An 18,488-nucleotide genomic window follows, 5' to 3' on the forward strand; every position below is an offset into this window, starting at 1 on the left:
CGGATCAGGGTGCCATGCCAGTTTTGATTCACTTGAACATGCGTCCTTGTCAGCTGTTAAGTCAGGCTCTTAGTTTCAGAAACCGGCTGGCTCAGCCCTTGGTTGAAAACCGGTAGCCGGTGCCGCGCACGGTTTGTACCAGATTCTCGTAGGCATCGCCCAAGGCTTTGCGCAGGCGACGGATGTGTACGTCCACAGTGCGCTCTTCCACGTACACGTTGCCGCCCCACACCTGGTCCAGCAGCTGGCCACGGGTGTAGGCCCGTTCCTGGTGGGTCATGAAAAATTGCAGCAGGCGGTATTCGGTCGGGCCCATCTCGGCCGGCTTGCCGTCGATGGTCACGCGGTGGCTGATCGGGTCCAGCAGCAGGCCGCCGACTTCGATTGGCGCTTCGCCATCAGTCGGGCCGGCGCGACGCAGTACGGCTTTCAGACGAGCGACCAGTTCCCGTGGGGAAAAGGGCTTGGTGATGTAGTCATCGGCGCCGACTTCCAGGCCCTGGATCTTGTTGTCCTCCTCACCCTTGGCCGTGAGCATGATGATCGGGATATCCCCGGTCAGCTCGTCACGCTTGAGGCGGCGGGCCAGTTCGATGCCGGAGGTGCCGGGCAGCATCCAGTCCAGCAGGATCAGGTCCGGCTTGCGGTCGACGATAATGGCATGGGCCTGCTGGGAGTTTTCTGCCTCCAGGCAGTCATAGCCGGCCATTTCCAACGCGACGGCGATCATCTCGCGAATGGGCGCTTCGTCGTCAACGATCAGAATGCTCCTGCCAACCATGCCTAAAATCCTCTTGTCATTTAACTGTCTTGCGCCGCATTAGATAACGGAATTATTGCAGTCGTGTGACAGTAATTTAGCCGCTTGGGCAATTCGCGCCTCTCTGGGCTACGCTTTGGGTCCGAATCCTGACAACCACAAAAGGAAGGTTCCGATGACTTACAGTACTTTTTCCTGGAAAACCCTGCTGGTAACGGCCGCATTGACGCTGCCGACCCTGGCGTTTGCGGCGGAACCGGCGATGACTAAAGACGGGATGTTGGTGGATCACAAGGAAATGACGCTCTATACCTTTGCCAAGGATGCCGACGGCAAATCCATGTGTAATGACAAATGCGCGACTAACTGGCCGCCGTTGAAAGCTGAATCCACCGACAAGTCGATGGGCAAGTGGACGGTGATCACCCGTGACGACCAGACCAGTCAGTGGGCTTACGGCGGAAAACCGGTCTACACCTTCATCATGGACAAAAAGGCCGGTGATGCTACCGGTGACGGCAAAATGGACGGCGCATGGAAGATCGCCAAACCTTGATCAATTGCTGAACACTGGGGCACATCTGTAGCGAGCGGGCTTGTTGTGGCGAGCGGGCTTGCCCCGCGTTGGGCTGCGAAGCAGCCCCGAAACCTGACACCTCGGTCTCTCTGACGTAGCGCGGCGGTCCTGATAGGGGCCGCTTCGCGCCCCAACGCGGGGCAAGCCCGCTCGCCACAAGAAGCCCGCTTGCCATAAGGTCGCGTGCGAGTGCCGAGTTCACCGAAACCCGTAATCCGCCACAATCCCGACAAAAATCGCCAGCCCCGCCCAATGGTTGTGCAAAAACGCCTTGAAGCACTTCATGCGATCCCTGTCGCGGGTGTACCAGAACTCCCAGGCAAAGCAACCTGCCGCCGCCAGCAATCCCAGGTGAAACCAGCCGCCCAGCTCGAATCGCAAGCCCGCCAGCAACAGGCACACCAGCGCCAGGCCTTGCAGCGTGAGGATAATCACGCGGTCGGCATCGCCGAACAGGATGGCGGTGGATTTAACCCCGATCTTCAAGTCGTCGTCGCGGTCGGTCATGGCGTAATAGGTGTCGTAGCCCACGGTCCACAACAGGTTGGCGATATACAGCAACCACGCAGCGGCAGGCAGACTGCCGGTCTCGGCGGTGAACGCCATCGGCATCCCCCAGGAAAACGCCGCGCCCAGCACCACCTGCGGGTAATAGGTGTAGCGCTTCATGAACGGGTAGCTCGCCGCCAGCGCCAGGCCGCCCAACGACAGCCAGATCGTCGTGGCATTGGTGAGCAGCACCAGCAGGAAACTGATGCCCATCAGCACCGCAAAAAACACCAGCGCCTCTTTCGAACTGATCTTGCCGCTCACCAGCGGGCGCTGTTCGGTGCGCTTTACATGGCCGTCAACCTTGCGGTCGGCCCAGTCATTGATCACGCAGCCGCCGGCGCGGGTCAGCACCACGCCCAGTACGAAAATCACGATATTGATCAAGGACGGCGAACCCTTGCCGGCAATCCACAGCGCCCACAGCGTCGGCCACAGCAGCAGGTAAATGCCGATGGGCTTGTCCATGCGCGTCAACTGAATGAAATCCCAGGCCCTGGGGTTCAGGCGGTTCAAGGATTTGAGCAGACGTTGATACATCAGCAGTTCTCCGGATGGTCTTGCACCGCGTGCCACAGGGTCGGCAGGAAGATTTCGGCTACCAGCACGCTTAACTGGCCGCGATCAAAGCGCGATCGGCGTCCCCACAACTCGTCAGCCTGGTCCGCCGTGGGCAGCCATTGGCGTGGGTAATGGCAGACCTCGATCGCCTGGCGGGTGAACGCGTGGTCGCAGAACAGCAATTCGCCCAGCGAGCGGCTGCCCAACTCATCCATGTGCAAGCCGTCACCCTGCAAGGCGCTACGCGATGCCACGCTGCGGGCAAACACCCACGGCTGGCCATTCCCACGCAAATACACCTCGCGCACCCAGCCGATGCTGGCCGGGGCCAGGCCCAGCGCCGCGCATTCATCGTCCCGCAGCGGCTGCCAGCCTTCGAACAGCGGTGTCACGCTGAAACCGTCGTCGGACAGCCGCGTCAGCCGGCGCGTCAGCGAGCCCTCATCGAACAGCCAATTGAGGGTCAGGGGCGTGGGCGCAGGGGTCAGAAGGCTCTGGGTCAGCCATTGGCAAGCATCGGGAAGGGCGATTGAGTGCGGCACGGTGAGTCAGTATTGGCAGCAAAAGAGGCGGCGAGCTTACCATGGTGCCCTCAACTTTTGCCGGGCTGAACCGGCGCCTCGCGTCGATCGTGCTTGCATCTGCAAGCCCCGATCAGTACAAAACGCCCTGAGCCGCATGGCAACGCTGGATCTATCGACCGTCGGCCAAGATGCCTGGACCCTGAGGAAGTAAGTAAATGAAGAAGTGGCAATGTGTAGTGTGTGGCCTGATCTACAACGAAGCAGACGGTTGGCCGGATGACGGAATCGCGCCGGGTACCCTGTGGCAGGACGTTCCGGAAGACTGGCTGTGCCCAGACTGCGGCGTCGGAAAAATGGATTTCGAAATGATCGAAATCGGCTGATTTTCAGTTTCAGAAACGTATTACAAGGAGAAAGGAATGAGCGCACCTGTAGTGATCATCGGCACAGGGTTGGCCGGTTACAACGTGGCCCGGGAGTTTCGCAAGCTCGACAGCGAGACCCCATTACTGCTGATCACCGCGGATGACGGGCGTTCCTACTCCAAGCCCATGCTCTCCACCGGCTTTGGCAAGAACAAGGAAGCCGATGGCCTGAGCATGGCTGAACCGGGCGCCATGGCCGAGCAACTCAAGGCCGAAGTGCGCACCCACACCCGCATCAGTGGCATCGACCCGGGCCACAAGCGCCTGTGGATCGGCGAAGAAGCGGTGGCCTACCGCGACCTGATCCTGGCCTGGGGCGCGGAAACCGTGCGTGTGCCGGTCGAAGGCGACGCCGCTGAGCTGATTTTCCCGATCAACGACCTTGAAGACTACGCACGCTTTCGCGCGGCTGCCGCTGGCAAACGCCGCGTGCTGCTGCTCGGCGCCGGGCTGATCGGCTGCGAGTTCGCCAACGACCTGATCCTCGGCGGCTATGAAATCGACCTGGTGGCGCCGTGCGAGCAAGTCATGCCGACGCTGCTGCACCCTGCGGCGGCCGCCGCGGTGCAGGCCGGGCTGGAAGGCCTTGGCGCGCGCTTCCACCTGGGCCCGGTGCTCAATCGCCTGCAACGCAACGCGGACGGCCTTGAAGCCCACCTGTCGGACGGCGAAGTGATCCAGTGCGACCTGGTGGTCTCGGCTATTGGCCTGCGTCCGCGTGTCGACCTGGCCGCTGCCGCCGGCCTGCAGATCAACCGTGGCGTCATGGTCGATCGTCACCTCAAGACCTCCCACGCCAACATCTACGCCCTGGGCGACTGCGCCGAGGTCGACGGCCTCAACCTGCTGTACGTGATGCCGCTGATGACCTGCGCCCGCGCCCTGGCCCAGACCCTGGCCGGCAACGCGACGGCTGTCAGCTACGGACCGATGCCGGTCACCGTCAAAACCCCGGTATGCCCACTTGTCGTTTCGCCTCCGCCAAGGGGCACCGAAGGCGTGTGGAGCGTCGAAGGGCAGGGCGCAGACATCAAGGCCTTGTGCCGCGACGCCAGCGGCCGCCTGCTGGGTTACGCGCTGACCGGCAGCGCCGTGATGGAGAAACTGGCCCTGAACAAAGAACTTCCGCCGTTGCTGGCGTAAATACCGGCCGTTCTGTCGGAATAAGCACGTTTTTCCCCCTAGAAAGGTCGCCGCGAGACTGGCGCGGCGTCCGAGGGCATGCCATCCTCACTCCCGTCTGCCGCAGAGTAGAGCCTGCGGCGCCTTGGGCGCTGCTCCAATAGAGAGCAGCACGGACATAACAACAAAAAACCGTCAAAGAGGCTTCACATATGCGTAAACCAGAACTCGCAGCCGCCATCGCTGAAAAAGCGGATCTCACCAAAGAACAGGCCAACCGTGTCCTCAACGCCGTTCTCGAAGAAATCACCGGCGCCCTGCACCGCAAAGACAGCGTCACCCTGGTTGGCTTCGGCACCTTCCTGCAACGCCACCGCGGCGCCCGCACCGGCAAAAACCCGCAAACCGGTGAGCCTGTGAAAATCAAGGCCAGCAACACCGTTGCGTTCAAGCCGGGCAAGTCGCTCAAAGACAGCGTCAACCCGTAATAGCGGTACCGTCTTGAAGGTAGGCGGGGTGGTAGGAAAAATGGGCACGCCGACTGGGTTGGGTGCCCATTTTTTGTGGGGGCTTTCTGAATGACCTGCAAATAGCCCCGCTCGTCGTAGTGAAAGCGCGTTGGGTAACCCGAGCAATCGACATGCTCGACCAGTTGCCCGAACGGGTTCCAGCGCAGCTTTTTACTTTTGCCGGTGGCATCAATGATTTCCACGACCTGGCCGTGGACGTCATAACGGTAGCGGGTGATGTGGCCCAGCGGATCGGTTTCGCTACCCGGCGGTAACCCACGGCGACGACGTTATCCAGCGGGTCATAGGTATAGCAGCGCCGACTGTGGTCGAGGTCTTGCTGTTGCCGCAGACGGTCTACCGCATCCCACTCAAAATCTGGATTGTTTTGATTTCTCACTTGCGACCCAAGTCCAGCTTCTTGACGGAAACTCGAGACGGGAGCCACACCTGTTGATGCGAATGTGTGAAGACCTTTCCATCATACGAGCGTGATGAGGTGAAACTCCAAAAAAGAGTGATCGAAATCAAGGGCGAGCAACTTCTCTTTGTACGCTTCGCCAATGATGATGTTGAACGCTCCCCCCCAGCCTTCCAAACGAAAGACCTCAGCAGTTTCAGGGAGTTTTTCTGCGATCAGCACTGGTTCGAAAAAGAAACGACCTCTTGGATTCTGCCATTCCTTGACCACATGCTCTTCGGGCCACGCTTCGTATTTGGATAATGCCCAATCGACGCAATCAACATGATGGTAGGCATGCAAGAGTCGGTAACGTACTTTTTGGCTTTCGTGAGTGATAGGCAGATATTGCACGTTCTCAGCCGCCAGGTTATCCAGACCCTCAAGAGACTCATCGAATACAAAAAAATCAGCTCCAATGGTATTGACCGGGGCGGTTTTTCCGGCGGCAAGAATGTCGTAGTGCAGAGGCCTCATTGTGCAGGGCTTTCGGCTATTGGACAGCTCAACGTCGTCTACTTCCTCTCCCTTGTAAATAAGCTCTCCGAGGTTGACATAACCTTCCCACTTTTTACTGGCGACATTCGGATTGAGTTTGAAGTAATTCATAAGTCGACTTTCCTCAAAATCTTATTACGAGGTAAAGGGGACAGATTTATTTGAATTAAAACCCCCACCCCCTTTTGTTCTGCTCACTTTGGAAAGCTAAAAAACAACGCATAAATAGGGTTGTACTTTGTCAGAGAGTAATTTCAAAAACTACTTTGCCTAGGCGATTTTTGATCTGGTAGCCATGTTCATTGATTTCTGCACTTTTAAATAAATCACTTCGGTCAATAAAGCCGGGGATTTCATGCATCCAGATTTTATTCTTTGTTGGACTATGTTCTTCGCAATACCAACCTTCACCGACTTTCGCGTTGAGCAGCCTGTAAACGTTTATTTTATGTTTTTTATCTTTGCTGGTTTTTGACAGCTTTTTAATTGGAGTCTCTAGCTCAAAATGCATTTTCAGTACCGCTTCAGCAGTCGAGTTTATGATCTCGACAGTTGCGTGGTTACTTTCTTTTCGCATTGCAATAGCAACGAGTGCATGGCGTAACTTCTCCAGAAGTTGTTTGTCCTGATTAAATCGATCCAGAGAGAAGAATTGTTTGAAGTCGAAGTTTTCTATAAAGATATTTGTCACGCCTAAGACATTATCAAATAGATCTTCGTCGCCACGTGGCCCCAGTGAAACTACTATTTTACTGCTGCCGTTTATCTCTACCTTAGGCAACAATGTCATGAATATTTGGGTGATGTGATGGCCAATTTGACGTATGCGAACACCCTCTGTCAGAACGGATGCATCACTTTCTTGCAGCGTAAGTATATTTAGATTCATTGCATTGTTCACTTCGAAAAACTAACGGTTATCAGGCATACCGTACAATTTAAGGTAGCCATCTCTTGTGTCAACCTGCGGTAGCGGGTTTTTGTGGATCGGTGAAGGCATGTTGCCGTTATTTCTCGCCGCATGTTTGTCCGTGATCTTCTGCTCGGTAGCTTTGACTTGAAGTCGTGTCTTGTTCTTTTCGACGATCACTGCCTTGTAACGCCCAGCTTGAGGTTTATTCAGCACATTGACCTGCTGGTTGGCACGAGGTGATGTGCCATTTTTATTTAGCGGACGCCCGCTGATTCCCGGCTTCATCATTCGCCCTGTTTTCGTATCAACGATGACATAGGCGTGATTAGGATTTTTGCTTGCATGGCTGTTGCCGTGTACTTTTCCACTGCCTCCACACGTAAGTCCTAATGGGTCAATCCAACCAAAGGGGTTGTCGGCATAGAGGTAAGTATTGATGCCGCCCGCCAACCCAATCGGATCAGGTGTAGTGAACCTTCCCACATCCGGATCATAAAACCTGAACGTATTGAAATGCAGCCCCGTCTCCCGATCCAGATACTGTCCCTGAAACCGCAGGTTCTGCTCTTCGATGTAATACGGCTCGCGCACCTCTTCAAGCGTATTGCCCCACACCCGATAAGTCGCCTGCCACAGGGTGTGCCCATCAGCCTCGGTCAGCTGTTCAGGCAAACCGTTGAGGTCATTGTGGTAGTAGCGAATCTTTTGCAACGGCCCTGTGCCGTCGACTCGCGCCAACGGCTCATAGCCTTCACCTTCGTAAATATAAAGGCTCGTTTGGCTGTGTTTATGCTCCTGCAACAACTGCAAGCCGTCCCAGGTAAATCGGGTTTCCCCTAGCGGATATCCATCACTGCCGTGCTCGGTTTTTTCAATGCGCCGGCCCAGTGGGTCATAGGTCATCCTGACCACGCTGCCATTTTCATTACGCACTTCAATCAGCCGGCTTTCGGCGTCATAGGCAAAGCGCTGCACGCCGCGTTTGGCGCTGCGCTTTTCGATCATCCGGCCAAACGCGTCGTAGCGATAACGCTTGTCTTGATAAGTCAGCAGCTTGTTGTGCACCACCAGCCCGGCACCGGGTTGCGGGCCGTCCAGCAGGTTGGCGGCGGCGTCGTAGGCGAAGGTTTCGCGCTGGCCATGCAGGCTGTCCTGGCTGGCGATGATGCGGCCAGTGGCGTCGTAGTGCAGCAGTTGGCGGTGTTGTGCTGCGGGCTGTTGGTCGAGTTTGCCGATCAGGTTGTCGGCGGGGTCGTACTCGAACTGCTTTTGCGCGGCTGCCGGCATCAACGACGGCTGGCTGGCGTGGCGTCGTTGGCGTGAGCGCAGGCGGCCGCTGCGGTCGTATTCGCTGCGGGTACTGAGCTGGCCTTGGGTGCGCAGCACTTCGCGATGCAGGCGGTCGCGCTCGAAGTCGCTGATGACCTGGCCGTCGAGGTTGATCTGGTGCAGGTGGCCGCTGCCGTAGTACAGGCGATTGAGCCAGCGGCCGTCCGGCAGTTGGGTCTGGATCAGGTTGCCGAGTTCGTCGTAGTGGTGTTGCAGGTTGCCCGCTGAACTCTGTTCGGCAAGCAATTGGCCAAGGGCGTCGTAAGCAAAGCCCAGGGCTTGGGCATTGCCCTGCAAGTCGGTGAAGGTGACTGCCGTCAGTTGGTCCAGCGCATCGTAGCTGTAGTCGGTGCGGCCATCGTCGGTGACTTTCGCAATCAGTCGGCCTACCGCATCGCGCTCAAGTTGATGAACGATGGGCGCCGGTGGCATCTCGGGAACCACCGCCAAGCCATTGCCATAAGGCGCTGCAACGGCCGTCACCGTCGTGATGTTGTCCAGCCGGTCGTAGTCGTAACGCTTGGCGCTGCCGTCGAGGTCTTGTTGCTCGGTCAACCGATCCCCGGCATCCCAGGCAAACCGATAACGTTCGCCGTTCTCGTTGATCAGCGCTTGCAGGCGTCCGTAGTTGTCGTAGCCGAATTGCACCTGACGACCGTGGGCATCGGTACGCTGACGCACCTGGCCACGATGGTTGTGCTGGTAGAGCGTGGTGTGGCCGGCCGGGTCGGTGTAACCCACCAGTTGGCCGCTGACATCGCGTTGGTACTGCTCGGTACGACCGTCCGGCAGTTGGCTGCTGAGCAGGCGCCCCTGAACGTCGTAGCTGAACTGAGTACGCTCGCCCAGCGCATCGGTGATGACTTGCAAATAACCGCGTTCGTCGTAGCTGAAACGCGTCGGGTAACCCGAGCAGTCAATATGCTCAACCAGTTGCCCGAACGGGTTCCAGCGCAGCTTTTTGCTTTTGCCGGTGGCGTCGATGATCTCCACGACCTGCCCATGGTCGTCATAGCGGTAACGGTTGACGTAGCCCAGCGGATCGGTTTCGGCAATACAGTTACCGCGCGGGTCGTAGCGATACTGCCAGCTGTTATCGGCGGCGTCGGTTTCCACCAGCGGCAATGCCCAGTGTTCTAGCCACAAGGTGGCGTCGCTGCGGCCAAGCGGGTCGGTTTCGCCGATCAGGTTGCCGGCTTCGTCGTAGCTGTATTCATAGCGACCACCCTGCGGGTCGGTGGCGCTGAGCAACTGACGTTCGTCGTTCCACTCGAACAGCCAGGTTTGCCCGAGGTTATCGCTGTATCGAATGATCTGGTGCTGTGTGTTCCAGTGCCGCTTGTTGACGCGCTGCAAACTGTCGGTGATACGAGTGAGACCCGCGTTCAGGTCATAGTCGAACTGGTATGCGTCGCCCTCATCGGTCCAGTGCCGGACCACACGCCATTCCACGCCTTCAACCAACGCCCATTCGTAGAAGCAACGCAAACCGGTGGGCAACTGATGCTCCACCATGCGCCGACCACTGTCATAGCGGAAGCGCCGCTGCACCTGGCCGGTGGCATCGCGTACCTCTGCAAGGTTGCCAATAGCGTCGTAGCCGTAACTGACGAGTACTTCGCGGCGTTTATCGGGGTACAGGCGTTCGATCTGGGCCACGTGGTCGCGGTCGCGGGTCAGTTCGACCTGCACCAGATCGAAGGTGTCGCGCAGCCTTACCAGGCGCCCGGCCTCGTCATAGTCGATATGGATACGGTTGTCGTTGCGGTCACCGAGTTGAATCAGGCGTAGCAACGCTGTATTGGTCGCAGAAGGTTCGAACAAGCGGTACAGACCATCGTCGCTTTCAATCAGCAATTGCCCGTTGAGGTGCCTGCGCACGGCGAGCCCCTCACCGGCGCTGAACACCGCCCCGCCCAGAGGAATGGAGCCCATGTCGATAGGGCGCCCCTGCTCGTCGGTGTACACCAGCGTTTCGCCGCCTTCGGGATGAGGGTGGACTTCGACACACACCTCATAGGGCACGCTCCAGCCCGTGCCGAACAGACTGCCGGCGCGTTCGTCGCGACTGTTGTAGAAACGTTGCCAATCAATCGGCAGAATGCCAGGTAGTACGAAATCCAGCTCATCATCGCCGCCCAACACCTTGGCACCGGTGGCCGCATGCACCGGGTTCGACGAGCCCATGGCCGCATTGGCCATCGCCCCCATCGCACTGCTCACGGCCATCGAGGTCGCGCCGCCGATCAACATGCACGGCAGCTTGCTGAAGAACTTGCCCTTGCCACCCTTGAGCATCAACAACGCCGTCACCGCCAGCCCCACACCCGGGGTCTTGCCGCTGCGAATCTCGCGCACCACCACCGAGCCGCCGCCGATGGTCACGTTGGATGAAATCAACCCGGACGACACCACGGTCGCATCGCACGTACTGCGATCACCGCTGCGTACCGCCGGCTGGCCGTTGATCGTGACCTTGTCCGACCCCTCGGCAAGAAACTGCGGTGGCATAGGTGGATGCTTCATGCACACCACCAGGTCCAGTGGTTTTGGCACGGCGCCGGGAGCGGGGGTTGCAACTGTAGGGCGCCACATCTGTGAGAAGAAACTCTCGGCCATGTCCAGGTAGCTGGCTTCTGGCTCAGGCTCGGGCGCTTCCAACTCGGTACCGGCCGGCGCGACGTGGGAGCTGATCGCCCCGGCGGCACGGGCGGCGGGGATGTTGTTGGTGAGGGTGTCGGTGGAACCCGTGAGAATGTTCGCCTGCACCGTGGGCGGGAACAGCGCATTGCTGAAGCTATCGCATAAATTCGTCAGACCTTTGTCTGCCCCCGTCTTGCTCATGGCCAGGCCGACAATCGTGCCCACCACCGCGCCCAGCAGGAAGCAACCCAGCCCGCCAGTGGCGACGGTAATGCCGGTGGCCGCGACCACGGCCGCGGTCGCCAAGGCGGTGATCGCGATATTGGCCGCCACCTCCAGCACACCGCCAAGGATGTCGGCCATCATCGAGGTGTGGGACAGTGCATCGCCCATGCGGGCGGCCCAGAGTGCGTCAGACATGCGCGGTGCCCAGGGACGTGTCGATTCTATTGAGACTTTCCATAGTCAGTCAGCTACCCCCGTCTGGTTACGGCATGCTCATCAAAGCTGTTCGCAGGCGCCTGATCAGCCGCGGATCCTCAAGGCAGTCGACAGGCCGTACGTTGTCGAGGGCAGGAACTTTGCGCTCGATCCACCACAGCCCTTCCTTGAGCCCACGCCTGCCACGCAGCACAACGGCCAAGTCCAGGTCGCCACCCAATGCTTGCGCCAGGGTGTGTGCGTCTTCGTCGAGATAGTCTTCTTTGTACAGCTCTACCGTACTTTGCCAATCGGCATCGCCGGGGTATTCATCTTCAAGTGGCATGATCAGAACCCTGCAAATGATATTAAGTTGCTGCCGGTCGGGTTTCGCGCGGATGGGGCAAGAATCCCATCATAGCCATTGGCTTTTGCCCAACTGCCGATCTGGTGAGTTTCGGTGTATTTGTTACCCGTAATGCTTTTGAGTGATACGCCTAATTGTTTGCGTACGTCGGCGCGCGTTAAGTCCAGCACGTTGTTTAACTGCACCTTTTTGCTGACCAGTACCCGCGAGGACAGGTCCACGCCCCAATGGCTAACTTCGCCCAATGCGGTCTTCCGCGAGTTGGCGCCATACACGCCACCCAGTCCCTTGGCCGTGTACCGGTGTCGGGACTCCACATTCCACTTATGTGCCTGCCAGGTCGTACCGATGCGCCCAGGCTCCTCGAATCGATACACTGTGCGATTGACCTTGCGGCCCTTGGGTGGGCTTGAGCATTTCATCAGGCCCAAGGGGTCGATCCAGCTCACCGGGTTGGGCGCGTATTGGTAGAGGTTAAGGCCGCCCGCCAGACCGATTGGATCGGGCGTAGTGAAGCGCCCGATGTCTGGGTCATAAAAGCGCAGGGTGTTGTAGTGCAGTCCAGTCTCCCGGTCCAGGTACTGACCCTGGAACCGTAGGTTCTGCTCTTCGATGTAATAGGGTTCGCGCACTTCCTCGACGGTATTGCCCCAGACTTCGTAACGCGCGTTCCACACCATATGGCCGTCGCTTTCCGAGAGTTGCTCGGGCAGGCCGTTGAGGTCGTTGTGGTAGTAGCGCACCTTTTGCTGGTCACCCAGACCATCAATCCTGGCCAGGGGCTCATAACCTTCATCGGCATAGAGATAGAGGCTGGTCTGCGGGCCGTGGTGCTCCTGCAGCAGTTGCATCGCATCCCAGGTGAAACGGGTCTGGCTCTGCTGCGTACCCTGGCGGTCGAAGGTGGTCTTGGCGATGCGTCGACCGAGCGGGTCGTAAGTCATCTTGACCACAGAACCGTCGTCATTGTGTACCTGGGCCAGGCGTTGCTCAGCGTCATAGCTCAAGCGCTGGGTACCGCGCCGAGCGCTGCGTTTTTCAACTACCCGGCCGAAACCATCGTGACGGTAGCGCTTGTCGCGATAGGTCAGTAACTGGTTGTGGGCCACGCGCCCCGTGCCGTCCAATAAATTGGCGGCTGGATCATAGGCGAAGGCTTCCCGCTGGCCCTGAAGGCTGTCCTGGCTGGCGAGAATACGTCCGGTAGCGTCGTAATGCAGGAGTTGGCGGTGCGTTGCGCCTGGTTGGCTGTCAACGCGCTCCACCAATTGATCGCTGGTGTCATAGCCGTATCGGGTTTGTCCCGCTGGTAGCAGTACCGATTGGCCCTGTTGCCGACGCTGGCGAACACGAATCCGGCCGCAACGATCGTATTCGCTGCGGGTGCTGATACGTCCCTGGGTACGCACGACTTCGCGGTGCAGCCGATCACGCTCGAAATCACTGATCACCTGGCCATCCAGGTTTATCTGATGCAGGTGGCCACTTCCGTAGCGCAATCGGTTGAGCCAGCGGCCATCGGGAAGCTGCGTCTGTATCAGGTGGCCCAACTCGTCGTAGTGGTGTTCCAGGCGGCCGCCGGTACTCTGTTCAAGAATCAGCTGGCCGAGGGCGTCGTACCCGAACTCCAGGCTTTGTTGCTCGCCGTCATGGCCGGTGAAGGAGATGGCTGTGACCTGATCCTGTTCGTCATAGCTATATTCGGTACGCCCATCGGCGGTGGTTTTCGTGATCAGTCGCCCGGCAGCGTCTCGCTCCAAGTCGTGAGTGATGGAGTCTTCGGCGCCAGGCGATGCAACCGTCTCCACGCGAGTGACATTATCCAGTGGATCGTAGTCATAGCGCTTGAGCGTGCCGTCCAGGCGCTGCTCCAGGGTCAGTCGATCGCCAGCATCCCAGTCGAAGCGATAGCGCTCGCCGTTCTCGTTGGTCAGGTCCAGCAGGCGACCGTAGGCATCATGACTCAGCTCCACACGGCGGCCGTGGGCGTCCGTACGCTGGCGCAACAGGCCGCTTGGAGAGTGTTGGAAGTGCGTGGTATGACCGGCGGGGTCGCTGTAACTGACCAATTGCCCACTGGCGTCACGCTGATAGTGCTCACTGCGGCCATCTGGCAACTGTTTGCTGGTCAGTCGCCCCTGATCGTCATAAGCGAAGCTCGTGCGCTCGCCGAGGGCGTCGGTACTGCTTAGCAGCAGCCCACGCTTGCAGTAACTCAAGCGGGTCGTCAGGCCGGAACAGTCGGTGTGCTCGCTGAGTTGACCCAAGGGCGTCCAGCGCAAGGTTTTGCTTGCACCACGGGCATCGATAATTTCCAGGACTTGTCCGTGAGCGTCGTGGCGATAAGTCGTCACGTGGCCCAGCGGATCAGTTTCGCCGATGCAATTGCCACGCGAGTCATACCGGTACTGCCAGGCGTTGCCGGTGGCGTCGGTCTCCACCAGCGGCAGCGCCCAATGTTCCAGCCACAGGGTTGATTCACTGCGCTCCAGCGGGTCGGTGGTCTCGCTCAGATTACCGGCTTCATCGTAGCTGAACTGGTATTGCCCACCGCTTGGGTCGGTCGCGCCCAGCAGTTGGCTTTCAGCATTCCATTGGAACGCCCAGGTACGTCCCAGCGCATCGATGGACTCGATGATCTGGTGCCGTGCATCCCAGCGACGGGTGCTGACGCGCTCCAACCCGTCGATGATACGGGTGATACCGCTGTCCAGCTCATAGTCGAATCGGTAGGCATCGCCGCTATCCGTCCAGTGCCGAACCACGCGCCATTCGCGTTCATCCACCCATGCCCACTGGTAGAAACAGCGCAGCCCGGTAGGTAATTGATGCTCGGTCATGCGCCGGCCGGCGTCATAGGCAAACCGGCGTTTCACCTGCCCGTCGGACTGGCGCACGGCCGCCAGGTCGCCGCAGCTGTCGTAGGCGTAATGCATCAGCACTTCGCGGTGCTGATCAGGGTACAGCCGCTCGATATGACTGACACGGCTTGGCCAGGTGGCGTCGTAATTCAGTTCGACCTTAACCAGATCGAAGGTGTCTCGCAGCTGCCGCAGCCGGCCGTTGTCGTCATAGTCCAGGTAAATACGGTTGTCATTGCGATCGCCCAGCTGGCTCAGGCGTAGCAGCGAAGTATCCTGCGGCGCTGGTTCGAACAGTCGATACAAGCCATCAGCACTTTCGATCAGCAGTTGGCCACTTAGGTGGCGTCGCACGCTCAGCCCCTCGCCAGCACTGAACACCGCGCCGCCCAAGGGAATGAACCCCATGTTTATGCGCCGCCCCTGCTCGTCGATGTATAGCAGTTGCTCACCACCCTCCGGGTGGGGGAGAAGCTGGACGCTGACCTCATAGGACACGCTCCAGCCAGCCCCGAACAGACCATCGCGGCGTTCGTCCCGGCTGTTGTAGAACCGCTGCCAATCGATCGGCATGATGCCGGGCAGGGCAAAGTCCAGCTCTTCCGGGCCGCCCAGCACCTTGGCCCCGGTGCTGGCATGCACGGGGTTGGATGAGCCCATGGCCGCATTGGCCAAGGCGCCCATGGCTTGACTGACGACGAATGAGTTGACGCCCGCCAGCAGCATGCAGGGCAGATTACTCAGAAACTTGCCCTTGCCACCCTTGAGCATCATCAGTGCGGTCACAGCCAGGCCCACTCCCGGTGTCTTGCCGCTGCGAATCTCGCGTATCACCACTGAACCACCGCCGATGGTCACGTTTGGCGAAATAAGTCCCGCTGACACAACCGTCGCATCACACGTGCTGCGGTCGCCGCTGCGCACAGCCGGCTGGCCGTTGACCGTGACCTTTTCCGATCCTTCTGCAAGAAACTGCGGTGGCATCGGTGGATGTTTGGTGCAGGTCACCAGATCCAGGGGTTTGGGAACGGCACCTGGTGCGGGGGTGGCGACAGTGGGGCGCCACATCTGGGAGAAAAAACCTTTGGCCATATCCAGGTAGCCTGGTTCTTCGGCATCGTCAGACGCGGGGGCAGGCGCTTCGTTTTCGGTGCCCGCCGGGGCAACGTGGGACGGTACGGCACCGGCGGCTCGCGCCGCAGGTATTGAGTTGATCAGGGTGTTTGTCGACCCGCTGACTATCGTTGCCATGACTGCGGGAGGGAACAGCGCGTTGCCGATACCCTCGCACATGGCGCTCAGCCCTTTGTCAGCACCGGTCTTGCTCATGGCGACGCCGACAATAACGCCGACGACGGCGCCCAACACGCACGCGCCAAGCCCACCCGTCGCTACGGTGATCCCGGTCGCCGCTACCACGGCAGCCGTGGCCAACGCAGTGATCGCCACGTTAGCGGCGACTTCGAGCACGCCGCCAAGGATATCGGCCATCACTGAGGTATGGGACAAGCCATCCCCCAACCGTGCGGCCCAGAGCAGGGCGTCAGACATCCAGAGGTTTCGTCACTGTGGCACGTCGAACGACAACGAATTTTTAATCGTCGCCCAATGCGCTGCCTCGGCATCCCCCAGCGTATCCGCCTTCACATAACTCAACGCGAGCATCTTGCGTGTGCCCGGTATCACCAAGGCCAGCTGGTACTGAAACACCTTGTCATTGCCCTTGTTGAACTGGCTTCGCAGCTCGATGCCTTCGACCTCTTGCGCGGCGCCCAGACGCACGTCGACGCCCGGTTGGTAGCGCAAGTCCTGCACCTGTTTTTCCAGGCGCTTGAGCTGGTCGTCGAAGTTGCTGTGCAGGGTTTCTCCCTCGGCGAGAAGGCTGCGGCTGACGATCAGGGAAGTACCCAGCTCGGGGAACTTGAGGATGTTGATCGTCGCGTCCTGCAACTCGCTGGCCGGCAGTTGAAACTGGAATTCGTTGATTCGGTACGTCATGGAAAACAGGTCTCGTCAGGAGCTTTTGGGCGCGGGGAACGCGGCTTTGATATTGGCGTCGATGCTGGCTTTTTTGCCCTGGCCATCGGGTGTGGCGCCGGGCCCGCCGCCGTTGTTCAAGTGCAGCACGCCGCCGGTGTTGAACTCGGCATCGCCGCTGGCGTAGAAGCTGATTTGCACGCCGGTGAGGTTGATTTGCCCGCTGGCGTTCAACTCCAGGATGCTTTCGCCGCAGACCAGGCGCAGGTTTTCACCCACTTCAATGACGTAGCTCTGGCTGATGCTATCGGTCTTCTTCTGGCCCACCGAGAGGATGTCTTCCTGCTTAACGATGCGCAGGCGGTTATTGCCAATCGTCACCGTCTCGTTGTGCCCAATGCTCTTGTTCCTGTCATGCCCCACCGAGTGGCTCTCATCCACCTCCACCACGATGTCCTGATTCCTCTCGGCATGGATATACAACTGCTCCAACCCCTTCTTGTCCTCCATGCGGATTTCATTGAAGTTGGCCGGCGTGCCGCCCTTGCTCGAACGACTCTTCATCCCGCTCTGGGTCGCGTTTTCCGGCAAGTCGTAAGGCACCGTCTGCTCCGCGTTGTACACCCGTCCCGTAATGATCGGCCGGTCCGGATCCCCTTCCAGAAAGCTCACAATCACTTCCTGACCGATCCGCGGAATCTGCATCGAGCCCCAGTTTTTCCCGGCCCACGACTGCGACACACGTATCCAGCACGAGCTGTTTTCGTTGGACTGGTCATGACGGTCCCAGTAGAAGTGCACCTTCACGCGGCCGTACTGGTCGGTCCAGATTTCCTCGCCTTTGGGGCCGACCACCAGGGCGGTCTGCGGGCCTTTGACGATGGGGCGATAGGTGTTGGCCAGCGGGCGGAAGCTTTGCTGGGCGTCGATGCAGGTGAGGCTGCTTTCGTACTGTGCCGAGCCTGAACCGCCACCGCTCTCCAGGCTTTCCTGGACGATGTTGTAGCGGATGCCGACGATCAGGTACTCGCGGTTCTGGTCCTGGCGGCTGAAGCCGGTGAGGCTGAACAGATGACCCGAACCCAGGCCTCGGGCATTGCCGCTGAAGTCGATCTGTTCATGCAGGGTTTGCAGGGCTTCGATGCGGGTGCGCGCGTAGTGTTCGCCGTCTGCGCTTTGCACGTAGGTGCCGGGGTAGTCGTACAGCGGGTAGTCGCCGGCGGTATGCGGGCGCGGCATGGCCGAGCGCACGTCGATGCTGGCGCTGGGGCGCTGGAAGTCGTAGTCGTTGAGTTCAAGCGAGCCCGGCTGCACTTGCTGCGCCAGGTGCCAGTCGTGCATGTGGTCGCGTTCGCGCTGCTGTTCGTCCCTGGGGTAGTACGGGATCGACGCGTAGCCCGGCACGGTGGTGTGGGCGCCATAGGCGTCGGCCAGTACCAGCACATGGCGGTCCTGCTCGTGGCGGAAGAAGTAGTAGATACCTTCCTGCTCCATCAAGCGGCTGACGAAATCGAAGCTGTTCTCGCGGTACTGCACGCAGTATTCCCACTCGCGATACGGCCGGCTCAGGGCGTCTTCGAAGTCGGAAAAACCCAGGTCGCGGAACACCTGCTTGATGATCTGCGGGATGCTCAGGTTCTGGAAAATCCGGCAGTCCGAGGTGCGGCTCAGCAGCCACAGCCACGGGCGCAGCGTCACCTGGTAACTGGCGAACTGGCCCTGGTCGATGCTCTGGCTGCACTGCGCGACGATGCCGTGGAAGTGCCGCTCGCCGCCATCCGCCAGTTGCACGCCCACGCTCATTGGCTTGCCGAGCAACTGGTTGAGGTCGATGTTGGCGTCCAGGGACGTCAGTTGCAGATCATAAGTGAACAGCCGCCCCAACTCTTCGCCACCGTTCATTTGATTGAGCAGCAGCACATCCGGCCCGAGGGGGCTGGTGATTTTGGCCAGGCGTGAGGCTTGGTTAAAAAGCATCGGTTAATCCGTAAAT

At 59.3% G+C, this 18,488-nt stretch carries 14 protein-coding genes and 1 pseudogene; 4 read left to right on the plus strand and 11 right to left on the minus strand.

The window, feature by feature from the left end; all coding sequences use genetic code 11:
• Positions 1-91 precede the first annotated feature (91 nt).
• Positions 92-781: a phosphate regulon transcriptional regulator PhoB gene (gene phoB, locus ACR52_RS09930; protein ID WP_003176964.1), complete on the minus strand. Its 690-nt coding sequence runs from the start codon at positions 779-781 to the stop codon at positions 92-94.
• 154 nt (positions 782-935) lie between these two features.
• On the opposite strand from phoB, the gene ACR52_RS09935 reads away from it, so the two are divergent.
• Positions 936-1,316 (plus strand): COG4315 family predicted lipoprotein, encoded by a 381-nt coding sequence (locus ACR52_RS09935; protein ID WP_048723539.1) that lies wholly within the window; start codon positions 936-938, stop codon positions 1,314-1,316.
• A 219-nt stretch (positions 1,317-1,535) separates the two neighbouring features.
• On the opposite strand, the gene ubiA is transcribed toward ACR52_RS09935, so the two are convergent.
• Both ubiA and ACR52_RS09945 read right to left on the minus strand, forming a co-directional pair.
• Positions 1,536-2,426, minus strand: coding sequence for a 4-hydroxybenzoate octaprenyltransferase (gene ubiA, locus ACR52_RS09940; RefSeq protein WP_048723540.1), 891 nt, complete (start codon positions 2,424-2,426; stop codon positions 1,536-1,538).
• Positions 2,426-2,989 (minus strand): chorismate--pyruvate lyase family protein, encoded by a 564-nt coding sequence (locus tag ACR52_RS09945; protein WP_048723542.1) that lies wholly within the window; start codon positions 2,987-2,989, stop codon positions 2,426-2,428. Before ACR52_RS09945 ends, ubiA begins: the two co-directional genes overlap by 1 nt.
• A 197-nt stretch (positions 2,990-3,186) precedes the next feature.
• Between ACR52_RS09945 and ACR52_RS09950 the strand changes: the two genes are divergently transcribed.
• The 3 genes from ACR52_RS09950 (at position 3,187) to ACR52_RS09960 (ending at position 5,006) form a co-directional block, all read left to right on the plus strand.
• Positions 3,187-3,354, plus strand: coding sequence for a rubredoxin (locus ACR52_RS09950; protein ID WP_032856748.1), 168 nt, complete (start codon positions 3,187-3,189; stop codon positions 3,352-3,354).
• 36 nt (positions 3,355-3,390) lie between these two features.
• Positions 3,391-4,539, plus strand: coding sequence for an NAD(P)/FAD-dependent oxidoreductase (locus tag ACR52_RS09955; protein ID WP_048723545.1), 1,149 nt, complete (start codon positions 3,391-3,393; stop codon positions 4,537-4,539).
• 191 nt (positions 4,540-4,730) lie between these two features.
• Positions 4,731-5,006: an HU family DNA-binding protein gene (locus ACR52_RS09960; RefSeq protein WP_003213368.1), complete on the plus strand. Its 276-nt coding sequence runs from the start codon at positions 4,731-4,733 to the stop codon at positions 5,004-5,006.
• Between the two features lie 85 nt (positions 5,007-5,091).
• Here ACR52_RS09960 and ACR52_RS31705 read toward each other — a convergent pair.
• The 8 genes and pseudogenes from ACR52_RS31705 to ACR52_RS10000 all read right to left on the minus strand — a co-directional run.
• A pseudogene (locus ACR52_RS31705) lies at positions 5,092-5,403 on the minus strand (hypothetical protein); the annotation flags it as partial.
• 105 nt (positions 5,404-5,508) lie between these two features.
• Complete coding sequence (locus ACR52_RS31190) at positions 5,509-6,096, minus strand: hypothetical protein (protein ID WP_236692129.1); 588 nt, start codon at positions 6,094-6,096, stop codon at positions 5,509-5,511.
• A gap of 130 nt (positions 6,097-6,226) precedes the next feature.
• Entirely contained in the window at positions 6,227-6,874 is a 648-nt protein-coding gene (locus tag ACR52_RS09975; RefSeq protein ID WP_048723552.1) for a hypothetical protein, read from the minus strand.
• Between the two features lie 21 nt (positions 6,875-6,895).
• Positions 6,896-11,290, minus strand: a complete 4,395-nt coding sequence (locus ACR52_RS09980) for an RHS repeat-associated core domain-containing protein (protein WP_152687610.1) — start codon at positions 11,288-11,290, stop codon at positions 6,896-6,898.
• Between the two features lie 67 nt (positions 11,291-11,357).
• A complete protein-coding gene (locus tag ACR52_RS09985) occupies positions 11,358-11,636 on the minus strand; it encodes a hypothetical protein (RefSeq protein ID WP_048723553.1) in 279 nt (92 codons plus the stop codon).
• 2 nt (positions 11,637-11,638) lie between these two features.
• A complete protein-coding gene (locus ACR52_RS09990) occupies positions 11,639-16,069 on the minus strand; it encodes an RHS repeat-associated core domain-containing protein (protein ID WP_048723555.1) in 4,431 nt (1,476 codons plus the stop codon).
• A gap of 12 nt (positions 16,070-16,081) precedes the next feature.
• Positions 16,082-16,516: a DcrB-related protein gene (locus tag ACR52_RS09995; RefSeq protein WP_048723557.1), complete on the minus strand. Its 435-nt coding sequence runs from the start codon at positions 16,514-16,516 to the stop codon at positions 16,082-16,084.
• Positions 16,517-16,531: 15 nt separating this feature from the next.
• Positions 16,532-18,472, minus strand: coding sequence for a type VI secretion system Vgr family protein (locus ACR52_RS10000; RefSeq protein WP_048723558.1), 1,941 nt, complete (start codon positions 18,470-18,472; stop codon positions 16,532-16,534).
• Between the last annotated feature and the right edge of the window lie 16 nt (positions 18,473-18,488).

It is taken from the genome of Pseudomonas fildesensis (assembly GCF_001050345.1).
Lineage (GTDB): Bacteria > Pseudomonadota > Gammaproteobacteria > Pseudomonadales > Pseudomonadaceae > Aquipseudomonas > Aquipseudomonas fildesensis.

Coding starts and splice junctions, on each gene's coding strand:
- phoB (WP_003176964.1), bottom strand. CDS start 781: ATGGTTGGCAGGAGCATTCTGATCGTTGACGACGAAGCGCCCATTCGC.
- ACR52_RS09935 (WP_048723539.1), top strand. CDS start 936: ATGACTTACAGTACTTTTTCCTGGAAAACCCTGCTGGTAACGGCCGCA.
- ubiA (WP_048723540.1), bottom strand. CDS start 2,426: ATGTATCAACGTCTGCTCAAATCCTTGAACCGCCTGAACCCCAGGGCC.
- ACR52_RS09950 (WP_032856748.1), top strand. CDS start 3,187: ATGAAGAAGTGGCAATGTGTAGTGTGTGGCCTGATCTACAACGAAGCA.
- ACR52_RS09955 (WP_048723545.1), top strand. CDS start 3,391: ATGAGCGCACCTGTAGTGATCATCGGCACAGGGTTGGCCGGTTACAAC.
- ACR52_RS09960 (WP_003213368.1), top strand. CDS start 4,731: ATGCGTAAACCAGAACTCGCAGCCGCCATCGCTGAAAAAGCGGATCTC.
- ACR52_RS31190 (WP_236692129.1), bottom strand. CDS start 6,096: ATGAATTACTTCAAACTCAATCCGAATGTCGCCAGTAAAAAGTGGGAA.
- ACR52_RS09975 (WP_048723552.1), bottom strand. CDS start 6,874: ATGAATCTAAATATACTTACGCTGCAAGAAAGTGATGCATCCGTTCTG.
- ACR52_RS09980 (WP_152687610.1), bottom strand. CDS start 11,290: ATGTCTGACGCACTCTGGGCCGCCCGCATGGGCGATGCACTGTCCCAC.
- ACR52_RS09985 (WP_048723553.1), bottom strand. CDS start 11,636: ATGCCACTTGAAGATGAATACCCCGGCGATGCCGATTGGCAAAGTACG.
- ACR52_RS09990 (WP_048723555.1), bottom strand. CDS start 16,069: ATGTCTGACGCCCTGCTCTGGGCCGCACGGTTGGGGGATGGCTTGTCC.
- ACR52_RS09995 (WP_048723557.1), bottom strand. CDS start 16,516: ATGACGTACCGAATCAACGAATTCCAGTTTCAACTGCCGGCCAGCGAG.
- ACR52_RS10000 (WP_048723558.1), bottom strand. CDS start 18,472: ATGCTTTTTAACCAAGCCTCACGCCTGGCCAAAATCACCAGCCCCCTC.